The organism is Agrobacterium sp. 10T429 (assembly GCF_056393925.1).
The window spans coordinates 440813-453610 of the sequence record NZ_JBFTGV010000001.1 but is presented as its reverse complement, the minus strand read 5'-3'; the positions used below and the strand labels follow the sequence as shown (position 1 = coordinate 453610).

The 12798-nt window shown below is 58.7% G+C and carries 15 protein-coding genes; 8 read left to right on the top strand and 7 right to left on the bottom strand.

The features are described 5' to 3' along the window. Positions 1 to 43: 43 nt before the first annotated feature. From AC1DCP_RS02220 to motA, 7 genes are all read right to left on the bottom strand, one after another. On the bottom strand, positions 44 to 1336 hold the full coding sequence (locus AC1DCP_RS02220; RefSeq protein WP_019564305.1) for a flagellin N-terminal helical domain-containing protein: 1293 nt from the start codon (positions 1334 to 1336) through the stop codon (positions 44 to 46). A 306-nt stretch (positions 1337 to 1642) separates the two neighbouring features. Beyond that, positions 1643 to 2080: a hypothetical protein gene (locus tag AC1DCP_RS02215; RefSeq protein ID WP_003515097.1), complete on the bottom strand. Its 438-nt coding sequence runs from the start codon at positions 2078 to 2080 to the stop codon at positions 1643 to 1645. 5 nt (positions 2081 to 2085) lie between these two features. Beyond that, a complete protein-coding gene (gene flhB / locus AC1DCP_RS02210) occupies positions 2086 to 3168 on the bottom strand; it encodes a flagellar biosynthesis protein FlhB (RefSeq protein WP_003515096.1) in 1083 nt (360 codons plus the stop codon). Between the two features lie 126 nt (positions 3169 to 3294). After that, positions 3295 to 4338, bottom strand: coding sequence for a flagellar motor switch protein FliG (gene fliG / locus AC1DCP_RS02205; RefSeq protein ID WP_003515095.1), 1044 nt, complete (start codon positions 4336 to 4338; stop codon positions 3295 to 3297). A 27-nt stretch (positions 4339 to 4365) separates the two neighbouring features. Continuing rightward, on the bottom strand, positions 4366 to 4905 hold the full coding sequence (gene fliN / locus AC1DCP_RS02200) for a flagellar motor switch protein FliN (protein WP_003515093.1): 540 nt from the start codon (positions 4903 to 4905) through the stop codon (positions 4366 to 4368). 64 nt (positions 4906 to 4969) lie between these two features. Continuing rightward, positions 4970 to 5929 (bottom strand): FliM/FliN family flagellar motor switch protein, encoded by a 960-nt coding sequence (locus AC1DCP_RS02195; RefSeq protein ID WP_003515092.1) that lies wholly within the window; start codon positions 5927 to 5929, stop codon positions 4970 to 4972. After that, a complete protein-coding gene (gene motA, locus AC1DCP_RS02190) occupies positions 5926 to 6798 on the bottom strand; it encodes a flagellar motor stator protein MotA (protein ID WP_003515090.1) in 873 nt (290 codons plus the stop codon). The genes AC1DCP_RS02195 and motA overlap by 4 nt, the downstream gene beginning before the upstream one ends. A 184-nt stretch (positions 6799 to 6982) precedes the next feature. Here motA and AC1DCP_RS02185 point away from each other — a divergent pair, with 184 nt between their 5' ends. The 8 genes from AC1DCP_RS02185 to flgG all read left to right on the top strand — a co-directional run bounded on the left by AC1DCP_RS02185 (position 6983) and on the right by flgG (position 12789). Then, positions 6983 to 7762, top strand: coding sequence for a DUF1217 domain-containing protein (locus AC1DCP_RS02185; protein ID WP_003515087.1), 780 nt, complete (start codon positions 6983 to 6985; stop codon positions 7760 to 7762). A gap of 1 nt (position 7763) precedes the next feature. Beyond that, positions 7764 to 8498, top strand: coding sequence for a flagellar basal-body rod protein FlgF (gene flgF / locus AC1DCP_RS02180; protein WP_003515085.1), 735 nt, complete (start codon positions 7764 to 7766; stop codon positions 8496 to 8498). A gap of 11 nt (positions 8499 to 8509) precedes the next feature. After that, positions 8510 to 9916: a flagellar protein export ATPase FliI gene (gene fliI / locus AC1DCP_RS02175; RefSeq protein ID WP_065688345.1), complete on the top strand. Its 1407-nt coding sequence runs from the start codon at positions 8510 to 8512 to the stop codon at positions 9914 to 9916. Between the two features lie 3 nt (positions 9917 to 9919). Beyond that, on the top strand, positions 9920 to 10492 hold the full coding sequence (locus tag AC1DCP_RS02170; RefSeq protein ID WP_112153172.1) for a hypothetical protein: 573 nt from the start codon (positions 9920 to 9922) through the stop codon (positions 10490 to 10492). A gap of 238 nt (positions 10493 to 10730) precedes the next feature. Then, positions 10731 to 11123, top strand: coding sequence for a flagellar basal body rod protein FlgB (flgB, locus tag AC1DCP_RS02165; protein ID WP_003515082.1), 393 nt, complete (start codon positions 10731 to 10733; stop codon positions 11121 to 11123). A gap of 3 nt (positions 11124 to 11126) precedes the next feature. Further along, the gene (gene flgC, locus AC1DCP_RS02160) at positions 11127 to 11546 is read left to right on the top strand and encodes a flagellar basal body rod protein FlgC (RefSeq protein WP_003515081.1); all 420 of its coding nucleotides are present in this window, start codon (positions 11127 to 11129) and stop codon (positions 11544 to 11546) included. Further along, positions 11543 to 11878 (top strand): flagellar hook-basal body complex protein FliE, encoded by a 336-nt coding sequence (gene fliE / locus AC1DCP_RS02155; protein WP_003515080.1) that lies wholly within the window; start codon positions 11543 to 11545, stop codon positions 11876 to 11878. Before flgC ends, fliE begins: the two co-directional genes overlap by 4 nt. A gap of 122 nt (positions 11879 to 12000) precedes the next feature. After that, positions 12001 to 12789: a flagellar basal-body rod protein FlgG gene (gene flgG, locus AC1DCP_RS02150; protein ID WP_003515079.1), complete on the top strand. Its 789-nt coding sequence runs from the start codon at positions 12001 to 12003 to the stop codon at positions 12787 to 12789. Positions 12790 to 12798 lie beyond the last annotated feature (9 nt).

Genomic DNA, 12798 nt, shown 5'->3' with positions numbered 1-12798 from the left:
ACCTTGCAATCAACTCCCCCGAACCCGCCGGACCGACGCCGGTTTACTTGAAGAGCTGAAGGATGTTTTGCGCGTTGGCATTGGCGATCGAGAGCGCCTGGATGCCGAGCTGCTGCTGTGTCTGCAGAGCCTTCAGCCTGGTCGATTCCTCGTTCATATCCGCATCCACGAGACGGCCGATACCCTTGTCGATCACGTCCATCAGGCTCGAGACGAAGTTTTCCTGCATGTTGATGCGGCTCTGTAGTGAGCCGAGGCTGGAGGCCGTACTGGTCATGGCTTCGAGCTGCTTGTCGACAAAACTCATCATCACATCGATGGCGTCGGAAGCGGTGTAGTTCGTGGTGCCACCGGAAAAACCGCTCATCGCTGCCGCCACGACATCGAGATTGTCGAGATCGAGCGTGGAGACGGAAAGACCGAGGGATCTGGCAACGGAGGTCGGCGCACCGGTCGTGTCATAGAACCAATCGTTGCTGCCTGTGTCCCGATAGGCCGCCGCGACGGTGGTGGTGCCGCTCGAAGGGTTGGTCGCCGTCACCTTGACCCAGGTATTCTCGGACAAACGAAGATAATTCACCGTTCCGTTGCTGTAGACGCTCGGGTCGGCATTCGTATCCGGCGTCGCCGCATTCAGCGTGCCGATTTCGGCGTCCGTCAATTTCTTGACGACGTAACCCGCATTGGTGGTCACGCCGGCTGTCGTCGATGTTTGGGTGATCTGTTGTTCCGTCTTCGCGACAAAAACGGCGCTCTTGTCGAGAATACCGAGTTTTCCGCCGCTGAGGTCGAAAAGCACGGCACTGCCGTCCAGCACATAGTCAACCGTGGTGACGCCGACATTGCCCGAACCGGTGCGCGTGAAGGACGCGACGACCTTTTTGGTGATGGGTTCTACAACCGGCGGCGTGCCACCATTGCTGATGCTGGCCTGCAGCCAGTTCTCGCCGGAGAAGGAGGCAGATTCCGACGTGCTCTTCAGCTGTTCCTGAAGCTGCTTGATTTCGTCCTGGATCTTGCCGCGGTCAGCCCCGACGCCATAGGCGGCGACAAGCTTTTCCTTGATTTTCTTGACGACCTCGATCGAGTTCGCAAGGGCGTCATAGGCCGTATCGACCTTGGCGGCGCCCAGTCCCAATGCATCCTGCACGGCCGAGAGCGCTGCATTGTCGGAGCGCATGGTTGTGGAGATAGACCAGTAGGCGGCATTATCCGCCGCCGTTTCGACACGGTAGCCGGACGACACACGCGCCTGCGTCGTCTCGAGATTCTTGTCGATCATGCGCAAGGTTTGCAGCGCGGCCATCGCCGCCGCATTGGTCAAAATGCTGGTCATTGGGTCCACCCAATTGGTACTGTCAGGAAAAATCCGGCGCTGCGCCGAAAACGAGCAGAGGCATCATGCGCATCAGCGATGGTAAAAAGAGCCACCGCGACCTGCCGTTCGTTAACAAATCGTTAATTCGATAGGTACCAAACAACAACGCTGATTTGCAAGGCGTTCCTTGCCTTCACACGCCGGTTTTGCATAAACCGACACGCTTCAGGCAAGGTCGGGTGAAAAAGTGCCCGAATGAAGCCATCGCGCCCGCGAATTCGGAAGGCGCAATGGATAATATATGAAAATGTCCGCTGGACTGGTTCAGGCAGCTTCGCCCTGGCGGGCCGACACGAATCGGGCAGCCGTCAGGCTCTGACGGAGAAATTCGGTGTTCTCGTCCGGATTTTCCGAAGGGTTCTGAAACGAAACATGATTGATCTCGACCGCAGCGTGCTCGTTGGCCAGAATCAATTGCGCATAAACCGTCGCGCCGTGCGGTTTCAGTTCGAGATCGAGGACGATCTCCGGCGCCCCTTCCCATTCGAGCCTGTATTCGCCACCGGCACCGAAATTGATCGTACCCGGATGATAATAAAGCTCCGCGGCCGACGAGACGAGGTCGGCAATGCTGCCGTAGCACTCGAATCTGAGCAATGAAATCAGGTCGGCCGGATCGAGCAGGCGCAGTTCGGTGGCGATCGGGTTGATCGCCTCTGCGACGATCATTTCCCGCTTTTCAGAATAGGCGGATTTTTTCATTGGTTTTATTGAACCCGTATTTTCGATGACTTCATGGCGTAAACCCGATGAACGAGCTCAGCTACAGCCTTGTAAAAAGCTGGTGGAATCACACTATCGATCGAGACTTGCGCAAACATGGAGCGTGCGAGCGGCGGATCTTCAAAAACGGGGATATTATTTTTCTCCGCAATCTCGCGGATTTTCAATGCGATAAGGTCCTGACCCTTGGCAACGACGACAGGCGCGTCGCCTTCTTCGCGAACGTAACGCAACGCCACTGCAAAGTGTGTCGGGTTGGCAATCACCAGTGTCGCGCGCGGCACATTGTCGATCATGCGGCGGCGGGCGCGGTCACGGGCCACCGAACGCTGACGGGCTTTGACCACCGGGTCGCCCTGCGATTGCTTGTATTCTTCCTTCACCTCATGCTTCGTCATTTTCAGCTGGCTGAACCAGTGGTGGCGCGTCCACAAAAGGTCGACGGCGGCAAGCAGCGCGGTCGAAAAGAGAATCACGACCATCATCTTTTTGGTGAGCTCGACAACCCTGACGAAAATGACCTGCGGGTCGGAGAACATCAGGTCGATGAGACTGTAGAAATCGCCGCGCAAAGACAGGAACATGATGATCGAAACGATCAAGATCTTGAACAGGGATTTGCCGAATTCCACAAATCCCTGCTTGCTGTAGATGCGGCCGAACCCCTTTGCGGGCGAGATGCGCGACCATTGCGGACGCACCCTCTCAAGCACGGGCGACGGCAGGTTCTGGAAAAACGAGGAGGCAAGGCCGAAGACGATGAACATGATCATGGCCGGCATGAGCAGATAGGCCATGGACGTGCCGAGGAAATAAAGCAGCGACAGGGCATCCGGCCTGGTGCTGAGGTTCCATTGTTCGGGCTGCCCGAACAGGTCCTTCAGCGTTACGCCGAGGCGACCGGCGCCGTCGGGCAAAAAGAAAACCAGATAGCAGTAAAAGGCGAGTGACGAAGCAAAGATCGGCACCTCGCGGGAAAAGGGAAGATTGCCCTTTTCCGCCGCATCACGGAGTTTTTTCTCCGTTGGGTCTTCTGTTTTACTGTCCTTGTCCTGATCGTCTGCCAAGGCACGTTCCCGGGATAAAAAAAGGCCCGCCGATCGCGGCAGGCCGTCATTCCGAAACTAGCGCCCGAGACCGGCCATCGCAATGGCCGGCATTGCCTGTAAGGCGGGTTATCAACCGGCTTCCGCTCAGGCTGCTGCGGATTGTTCCTCTGTGGAGGCTTCCTTCAGCTGAATCTGACCGGAATTGGCCAGCCGAATCGCTTCCTGCGCCACGGCGCGGCGTGCAATCGCCACTTCGCGGGTGTTGATGGAAGCCTGCGGCACGGCGAGGTCCGATTCGATCATACGGCGCTGGCGCGGGCTGATGCTGGACAGCACACATTCCTTGATTTCCATGGTTGCGCCACGCAGCGCCATGGTGAGAACGTCCGCCGAGACATCGTTGAGCAGCAGGACGCGGCTGCGCTGCGGCATGAACATGAGATCGTCGAAGAGGAAGATCTTCGGCTTGACCTTGTTGGCAGCTTCCTTGCTGAGCGTTTCGAGCGAGCTGAGCAGCGTATCGACCTGCGGCTTTTCCATTTCGTTCATCAGGTCGGCAACCTTCGTGGAGCCGCCCGCATTGCGCTCTGCTTCGATCTCGTTGATGAGGTTGACCACGCGCTTCTCGATGATCTGGGCAGCCGTGGGGCTGACTTCCTTCATGTTCACCGTGCGGTTCATGATATCGGCGCGCTGCTCTTCGGGAATGGTCAGAAGGACCTTGGCACCGAAGGACGAGGGCAGCATGGAGAGGATATAGGCGATGGTCTGGGGATGCTCGCGCAGCAGGAATTTGCCGACGAATTCCGGCTCCGCTTCCTGCAGGCGATCCCAGATCGACGCTTCATAGGCCTGGAAGGCTGCACGACGGCCGAGAAGGCTGTCCACCTCCTCCGGTGTCAGGCCCTCTTCGAGAATGCTTTCGATCGCCTTGGCATTGTCCATCAGACCCGTTCCTTCCGTGAACAGGTCTTCGAACTCCGCCACGATCTGGGCGAGTTCGTCAGGGGGAATGACACGCAGCGTCTGGGCCGAGGAAATGATCATCTGCAATTCGTGCTGCGTGAAAAATTTCAGCAGCTTGCCGGCGACGCCCTTGCCCATGGCAAGAAGCACCGCGGCCGCCTTGTCGGCCTGAGACAACGGTTTCCCTGCCAGCGGGTTACCGAAATCCTCGAAGTCCATCATGGTCTTTCCTCTCCGTCCCCACAGGGATCAGGCTTTTCTCGTACTCATTACTTCAATCAATTTTACGCCGAAGCGCGTATCGTCGTCTTCAAGTACCGTTATTTCACCGCGCGCAATACGGCGGCCATTCACCATGATCTCGACCGGTTCACCGATCTTGCGGTCAAGCGCGATCGTTGCACCCTCTTCAAGGCTCATCAGACCCGAGACGAGCATGCGGCTGGTGCCGAGAACGATCTGGACATCGATCGGGATATCCATGATCAGGTCCATATTGTCGGACAGGCCACTGCCGAGCGGCGCCTTGATGCCCGCGACCTGTGGGGTGGCCGCGAAATCGTTCATTGCAAAATCGCCCGCTCCACCACCGAAGGCGGAAAGGTCGCTGTCGGCGGAAGCGTCGTCAACGCTCCCGAAATCCCCGAAGTCGCCAAAGTCGGACAGCGAACCTTCCGCATCCGTCTTGAGGACGCCACGCAGATCGCCGATAGCCTGGTCGAGCTCACCGCCATCTTCAAGCGACGGCAGCGCCATATCATCGGTCACAGGTGTTTTCTTCGTAGCCATGCGCTGATTATTCCCTTTGAAACTTGCGTCAGCCTGCCCAGAACCCAAAAAAGGTGGACAGGTTTTAACCCATCAGATGTCGCAAGATCTCGTCGTCCGTGCTGACATTGTTCTTTACCCGAACCATGTAGCGGTCGCCGGACTTKCCGAATTCACAATTATAGAGCTTGGAGCCGTTGGCGCTGACCTCGACGCCGATGTCGTCCTGCTTCAGATCCTGAAACGGAATGACGTCGCCGGCCACCAGCCTGGAGATCGTCCGCAGGGTCAAGGTTTCGAGCTTGATGCGCGCCTCAAGCGTTACCTGCGATCTCTTCACCTGCTCAGAGATCAAATCCACCCATTCCGCCTGCTTCTTCAGCGCCTGGGCTGAAGCCTTGGGAGCGGCGATGGAGGTCTTGAGCAGGGGCCGCTGCGGCACGATCAGCGCGAATTCCGAAGAAACCTTGCCGATGGCGATCTTCATGCGGACTGTCACGCCGTAGAGGCCGGCGATCATCTCCTCGAAGGCGCTTTTTCCATTGGCCGTAAAGGGCGGGTCGATCGTCGCCTCGAAACCGCCCGGCGCGTTGACGCCCGACCGCAGGACACCCCCGATGCGCCCGAGAACCATGGCCGCCAGGTCGAGTTCGATGTGGGACAGGCTGCGCTCGTCCGGCTCGCCGATGGTGTCGGCGGCGGCGCCCAGCATGCGCTCCATGAGCGCGATGACGAAGCCGTTGCCGACCGCCATCATGAAATTGGGGCACCAGTTGCGCAGAGAACAATCCGCAACCGAGAAATTGCCGCCGATATTGGCGATGAGATCGGTCATCAGCCCCGATTCGGAGCCGATATATTCGACGTCTATCGCAATGCCGGTCTCGCTGTGAAAGATATCAGGCAGGAATTCGCTGTAGAGATGGCCGATATCGGAGCCGACCTTCGCGATTGTCTTGCGGTCGGAAAGCCCGCCGGTAAGTTTCGCGAGCAGCGACGTGTCGATGACGGGTGCTCTTTGCTGTGCAGCTTTAGCCATGGTCATGCCGCCTTGTTTTCGCCGCCGGGGTTCATCATCTCCTGTTCGACGGCGTCGATGGACGGCCGCTCGTAGTTGGAGATGGTCTTGCGCCCGTATTCAAGCGCGACCTGCGGCACCGAGCCGTTCATGTAGGCGATCAGCGTCTGCTTGACGATGATGTAGAGGCGGTGCTGCTTGGTGCGGACGATCTTGACCTGCGAAGCGAGCGGGTTGCAGATCGAATAGGACAGGATGATGCCGAGCATGGTGCCCACCAGTGCGGCGCCGATGAGGCCGCCCAGCACTTCCGGTGATTCGTTGATCTTGCCCATGGCCTTGATGACGCCGAGAACCGCCGCGACGATACCGATGGCGGGGAAGGAATCGCCCATGGTGGTGATCGCGTGGTAAGGTTTCAGCTTGTCGTGCAGGATGGTCTCGATTTCCTCGTCCATCAGTGCTTCGATTTCGTGGCTGCGCGCGTTGCCGATGATGATGAGGCGGACGTAGTCACAGATAAACGACGTCAGCTCCTTGTTCTTCAGCACCGAGGGTGCGCTCTGGAAGATCGAGGATTCTTCCGGATTGTCGATATGCGCCTCGATCTCGTTGCGCGATTTCGTGCGCAGGTCGCGCATCAGCGAATAAAGTACGCCGAGTACGTCGAGATAGTTGCGCTCCTTCGGGACCGAGTGCTTGAAGGCCTCGCCGAGCGCCTTGCCCGAATCCTTCACGACCTTCATCGGGTTCGCCATGATGAAGCCGCCGAGGCCGGCACCGCCGATAATCAACAATTCGAACGGCTGAACCAGCACGTCCAGATGGCCGCCCATCGCCATGTAGCCGCCGATGATGCAGCCGAAGGTGATTATAAGTCCAATTACAATATTCATTGATCGACCACGCCCGAACAGTGTTCCATGCCGCCATCTCTAGAAAATGTGGCTTGCGTGAACCTGTCCGCGGAGCCTCTGTCCCTCGTCACTGCAGCCAGTTTCGCACAAGCAACATCCGGCATTATCCCGACAAAGGCGGACGTGCGCCTTGGTATCGGGATCAAACGAGAGCGGCGGTTCAGTGACTTCCACCTACACCAGCTACAGACTGATCAGTCAGGACATCGGCAAATCGCTTGAGCGTGTGTCGAAGCAACCCGACGTGGCGCGCGAAACCGAATATTACCGGTCGAAGATCGGCAGCGTGAAATCCGTCGACGACTTCATGGCCGATACCCGTCTTTACAATTATGCGCTGAAAGCTAACGGCCTCGAGGACATGGCCTATGCGAAAGCCTTCATCCGCAAGGTGCTGACCGAAGGCACGGCCGACAAGAACGCCTTCGCCAACAAGCTTTCCGACAGCCGCTATTCGGACCTTGCGAAATCGCTCGACTTTGCAAGTCTCGGTGCAGCGGCAACTGCGACCGAAGCGGCCCAGTCCGGCATCATCAGCAAATACACCCGCCAGACGCTGGAGCAGGAGGCGGGCGGCGACAATAACGGTGTCCGGCTTGCTCTTTACTTCGAGCGCAAGGCACCAACGATCAAATCGGGTCTCGATTTTCTAGCCGACGACGCGCTCGCACAGGTGTTCCGCACCGCCTACAACCTGCCTGACGAAATTGCGGCAGGAAGCGTCGAAAAACAGGCCGCGCTCATCGAAAAATCCATCAATATCAAGGATCTGCAAAATCCTGAAAAGGTCGGCAAGCTGCTCGAGCGTTTCACCATCATGTGGGAAATGCAAAATCCCTCGACGACCTATGATCCTCTGGCCGTTTTCGGCTCCTCCAGCGGCTACGGCATTTCCCCGGACCTGCTGATCTCCATCAACTCCCTGAAACTCGGAGGCAAATGATATGCAATCCGGACTATACGTCGCCCTTTCCTCGCAGATTGCGCTGGAGCGTCGTCTCACCACCATTTCCGACAATATGGCGAATGCGAACACGGTGGGTTTCCGCGGTTCCGAAGTGAAATTCGACGAAATGGTCGCCAAGAACCACAATGACATGAATGCCAAGGTGGCGTTCGTGTCGCAGGGTAACGACTATCTCTCCACCCGTCAGGGCGCCTTCGAACAGACTGGCAATAGTTTCGATTTTGCCATCAAGGGCGATGCCTGGTTCGCGATGGACACACCCGACGGCCAGATCCTGAGCCGCGACGGGCGTTTCACCATGCGTCCGGACGGCGCGCTCATCTCCTCAAGCGGTTATCCGGTTCTCGACGCCGGCGGCGGTCCCATCCAGCTCAATGCGAATGGAGGCCCGATCACCGTCAGTCTCGATGGTGCGATCAGGCAGAACGACAACATCGTCGCCACGCTCGGTATCTTCCAGGCGGATTTCTCGAAAGGCTTCCTGCGCCATCCCAATAGCGGCGTGAAGCCCGTGGCCCCGCCGACGCCGGTCGTCAACAATCACGAGGTCGGCGTCGTTCAGGGTTATCTCGAGCAGTCGAACGTCAACGGCATTTCCCAGATGACGCAGCTCATCCAGGTCAACCGGGCCTTCGAGAGCATTTCGTCGCTGATGCGCGATACCGAATCCACTTTCGGCGATGCCATCAAGACGCTTGGCGGCGCACGTTAAGGAACTGAGCGATGACAATGCCGGAATCCACACTCACGGTCGAGGCGATTTCACCCAAGCTCGCCCAGCTGGCCAGCCTTGCCGGGCACTATGCCGATCCGGAGTTTTCGGTGGCGCCGGGCGGCCATGTCCGCACCATCGCCGCCGGACACTACACGGTTTCCGGCCTGTCGCGGCATGTGAGGCTGGGCGAGTTCGTCGCCCATCGCAGCGCGACCGGTATCCATCTCGGCGAAGTCGTGCGCGTGGAACCCGATATCTGCTACGTCTGCCCCATCGAACCGGGCGAGCCGATTGGCATTCACGACACCGTCATCCGCAAGGGTGCCTTCCGCGTTGCGCCTGACGACAGCTGGTGCGGCCGCACCATCAATGCGCTTGGCGAACCCATCGATGGCAAGGGTCCGCTTGGATCAGGTACGGAGCGCCGTCCGATTTCCAGCAATGCACCGCCGTCGATGACGCGCAAGCGGGTGGAGACGCCTTTCAAGACGGGTGTCCGGGCAATCGATATTTTCTCGCCTCTCTGCCTTGGCCAGCGTCTCGGCATTTTTGCGGGGTCAGGCGTGGGCAAATCCACGCTCCTATCGATGCTTGCCAAGGCCGATGCCTTCGACAAGGTCGTCATCGGGCTTGTCGGCGAGCGCGGTCGCGAAGTGCGCGAGTTCATCGAGGATACGATGGGCGAGAATATGGGCAAGTCCGTCGCCGTTGTCGCGACCAGCGACGAAAGCCCGATGCTGCGCAAGATGGCGCCGCTTTCGGCCGTCACCATTGCCGAATATTTCCGTGACAGGGGCGACAACGTCCTTCTTATCATCGACAGCGTGACCCGTTTTGCCCATGCGATCCGCGAAGTGGCGGTCGCTTCGGGTGAACCGCCGGTGGCACGCGGCTATCCGGCCTCGGTCTTCACCGAATTGCCGCGCCTTCTGGAGCGGGCGGGACCCGGCGCCGAAGGCAGCGGTACCATCACCGCCATCGTCTCCATTCTGGTGGACGGCGACAACCACAACGATCCGATTGCCGATTCGACCCGCGGTATTCTCGACGGCCACATCGTGCTGGATCGCAGCCTTGCAGAAGAAGGCCGCTATCCTCCGATCAATCCTCTGGCCTCGATCTCGCGTCTCGCCAAGAAGGCATGGACACCGGATCAGGAAAAGCTGGTGTCGCGTCTGAAAGCGCTGGTGCATCGCTTTGAGGAAACGCGGGATCTGCGCCTCATCGGCGGTTATCGACCCGGCACCGATCCCGATCTCGACATGGCGGTGAAACAGGTTCCGATCATCTATGAAACGCTGAAACAGCTTCCGAATGAACCGGCGGCGCAGGACGCCTACGCCGATCTGGCGACCGCATTGCGCGGTGGAGTGCAAAATAATCAGCCACAGGTAAACCCGAGAATGAGAGGCTGACCCGTGAGAAAGAAACAGATCGACAAGATCGACGATAACGACCTCGAGAACGTACAGCCGCAGCCTCCCTTCTTCACGCCCGACCGTATTCTGGCGTGGACGGGAATAGGACTTGCCGCCGCCGCCGCATTTTTCCCCTGGTACGTGTTCTTCAACGAGGACAAGTTTGGAATGAGAGTGGCCGACGGCGATCGCACGCGCGACCTGCCCCATACCGGTCCGCGTGAAGTCTTCAGCGTTTCGCCCCTGGCCATGACCAATCGCAACAAGGAAGACGCGCCAGCCCCCGGCGAATTGCCGGACATGCTGACGACGGCGACGGTCAGCGAAAAGGGTAAGGAAAAACAGAACAATCTCGCCGCAGGGCTTGAAGACCAGCCCTTCCCCGGCCAGACCTCCTTCCGCCTGCTGCATGTCTCCAACGGCCGCGCCCTCATCGAGGACGGTTCGGGCATGTATATGGTGCGGGTGGGCTCCACATTGCCCGACAATGCGCGCCTGACCAAAATCGAGCAGCGCGACGGCGAGTGGATGATAGAGACCTCTTCCGGTAAAACCTATCATCCCGAGAAGTAGTCAGACCGGCACTCTGCTGAAGTCTGCTGCCGTCGCCGGATCCAGTCCGGCAGGACGGAGACGTCTTCGCAATTCACTATTCGATCCCAAGGCGTGCCGCATTTGCCGGCGCGCCATTTTTGTTTTCGCAATCGCCTCCGGGATCAGATTCTCCAGTGCTTCCGCACCTCCGCCCCTCCCCGCAAGTCTGACGCAAGATTAGCACCGTAGGTTCGTGCCATACGAGATGGAGAAGTCTATGCAACCGATTCAACTGTTCGATCTGGCCTCCCGCCAAGCGGAATGGCTGAGCGTGCGGCAGGAAGTCGTGGCGACCAACATCGCCAACGCCAACACACCCAAGTTTCACGCCAAGGATGTCAGTCCTTTCGAAGCGGTCATGCAGGCCACCAGCCAGCAGGTCGGCATGGCGAAGACCCATCCCGCCCATTTCGGTGCTAGCGAGCTCAGCGAAAATATCGCGGTGCGCGACAACCCGATCAATAACGAGATCGGCATGCAGGAGTCCGGCAATTCGGTCGCGCTTGCCGAGGAAATGACCAAGACCGGCGAGATCAAGCGGCAATACGACCTGAACGCCAGTCTCGTCAAATCCTTCCATCGCATGATGCTGATGACGGTAAAGAGGTAAACCATGGATCCCTTGAGTGCGGCGAGCAAGATCGCGGGCAGCGGCCTGGAAGTGCAGTCCACCCGACTGCGCATCGTTTCGGAAAACATTGCCAACGCAAGATCGACCGGCGACACGCCTGGCGCCGACCCCTATCGCCGCAAGACCGTGACATTCGGCTCCGAGCTTGACCGCGTAAGCGGCGTGCAGCGCGTGACGGTAAAGAAGCTTGGCGTCGACCGCGGCGATTTCGTCCATGAATACGACCCCGGCAATCCGGCCGCCGACACCAGCGGCATGGTCAAGATGCCGAACGTCAACGTCCTGATCGAAATGGCGGATATGCGCGAAGCCAACCGCAGCTACGACGCCAACCTTCAGGTCATCCGCCAGACACGCGACCTCGTCGCCTCCACCATCGACCTTCTGAAAGCATCGCAATGATCGACGGCATCAAACAACTCGGTTCCCTCTCGCTCACGCGTGGCACGAGCAACGTCTCTTCGCTGACCGACAGCATTTTCGGGAGCCAGCAGACGACGCCCGCCCAGCAGACGGGCGCAAGCTTCGCAAGCGTTCTCGGCAATATGTCGACGGATGCGATGAACAACCTGAAGAAGGCGGAAGTGGCCTCCTTCGAAGGTATTCAGGGCAAGGCAAACACACGCGAAGTGGTCGATGCCGTGCTTTCGGCCGAGCAGTCGCTGCAAACGGCCATCGCGTTCCGCGACAAGATCGTGTCGGCCTATCTCGACATTACCAAGATGCAGATCTAGAGCGCGTCCGGTTTGACGCCAATCGTTGGCCGCGCTCTAGGCCTTTGTTTTTAAGCACTTTCCGGACGTAGAACCGCTCCGCGCCTTTACTGGAAATGCTCTAGCCCCGCAGGAAAAATGACATGAGAGCTCTTGCCATCGCTGCCACCGGTATGGACGCCCAGCAGACCAATCTGGAAGTCATTGCCAACAACATCGCCAACATCAACACCACCGGCTACAAGCGCGCGCGTGCAGAGTTTACCGATCTTCTGTACCAGACCGAACGCATGCAGGGTGTGCCGAACCGTGCCAACCAGGCGATCGTGCCTGAGGGAGCCAATATCGGCCTCGGCGTGCAGACTTCCGCGGTGCGCAACATCCACACCCAGGGCAACCTGATCGAAACCGGCAACAAGCTCGACGTGGCAATTATCGGCCAGGGCTGGTTTCAGATCGAGGCGGCCGACGGTTCTACGCTCTACAGCCGCGCTGGCGCCTTCAACAAGAATGCTGACGGCAACCTCGTGACGGTTGATGGCTACAATGTCATCCCGAACATCAATATCCCGACCGACGCGCAGGACATCACCATCACCCGCACGGGTCAGGTGACCGCCCGCATCGGCAACGCTGCGGATTTCACTGAACTCGGCCAGTTGACCATCGCCAACTTTGCCAACGAGGCGGGCCTGAAGCCGCTCGGCGACAACCTCTTTTCCCAGACGCCGGCCTCCGGCGCCGCCGTTATCGGCGTGCCTGACGATCCGAGCTACGGCTACATCAAGCAATCCTACCTCGAAGGCTCGAACGTCGATGCCGTCAAGGAAATCACCGACCTCATCACGGCGCAGCGCGCCTACGAGATGAATTCCAAGGTCATCACCACCGCTGACGAAATGGCTTCGATTGTCAGCAAGAACCTGAAGTAAGAACGGAAA

Excerpts from the sequence above, each read along its gene's own strand:
- AC1DCP_RS02220 (WP_019564305.1), bottom strand. The coding sequence starts at position 1,336 with ATGACCAGCATTTTGACCAATGCGGCGGCGATGGCCGCGCTGCAAACC.
- AC1DCP_RS02215 (WP_003515097.1), bottom strand. The coding sequence starts at position 2,080 with ATGAAAAAATCCGCCTATTCTGAAAAGCGGGAAATGATCGTCGCAGAG.
- fliG (WP_003515095.1), bottom strand. The coding sequence starts at position 4,338 with ATGATGGACTTCGAGGATTTCGGTAACCCGCTGGCAGGGAAACCGTTG.
- fliN (WP_003515093.1), bottom strand. The coding sequence starts at position 4,905 with ATGGCTACGAAGAAAACACCTGTGACCGATGATATGGCGCTGCCGTCG.
- motA (WP_003515090.1), bottom strand. The coding sequence starts at position 6,798 with ATGAATATTGTAATTGGACTTATAATCACCTTCGGCTGCATCATCGGC.
- flgF (WP_003515085.1), top strand. The coding sequence starts at position 7,764 with ATGCAATCCGGACTATACGTCGCCCTTTCCTCGCAGATTGCGCTGGAG.
- fliI (WP_065688345.1), top strand. The coding sequence starts at position 8,510 with ATGACAATGCCGGAATCCACACTCACGGTCGAGGCGATTTCACCCAAG.
- flgB (WP_003515082.1), top strand. The coding sequence starts at position 10,731 with ATGCAACCGATTCAACTGTTCGATCTGGCCTCCCGCCAAGCGGAATGG.
- flgC (WP_003515081.1), top strand. The coding sequence starts at position 11,127 with ATGGATCCCTTGAGTGCGGCGAGCAAGATCGCGGGCAGCGGCCTGGAA.
- fliE (WP_003515080.1), top strand. The coding sequence starts at position 11,543 with ATGATCGACGGCATCAAACAACTCGGTTCCCTCTCGCTCACGCGTGGC.
- flgG (WP_003515079.1), top strand. The coding sequence starts at position 12,001 with ATGAGAGCTCTTGCCATCGCTGCCACCGGTATGGACGCCCAGCAGACC.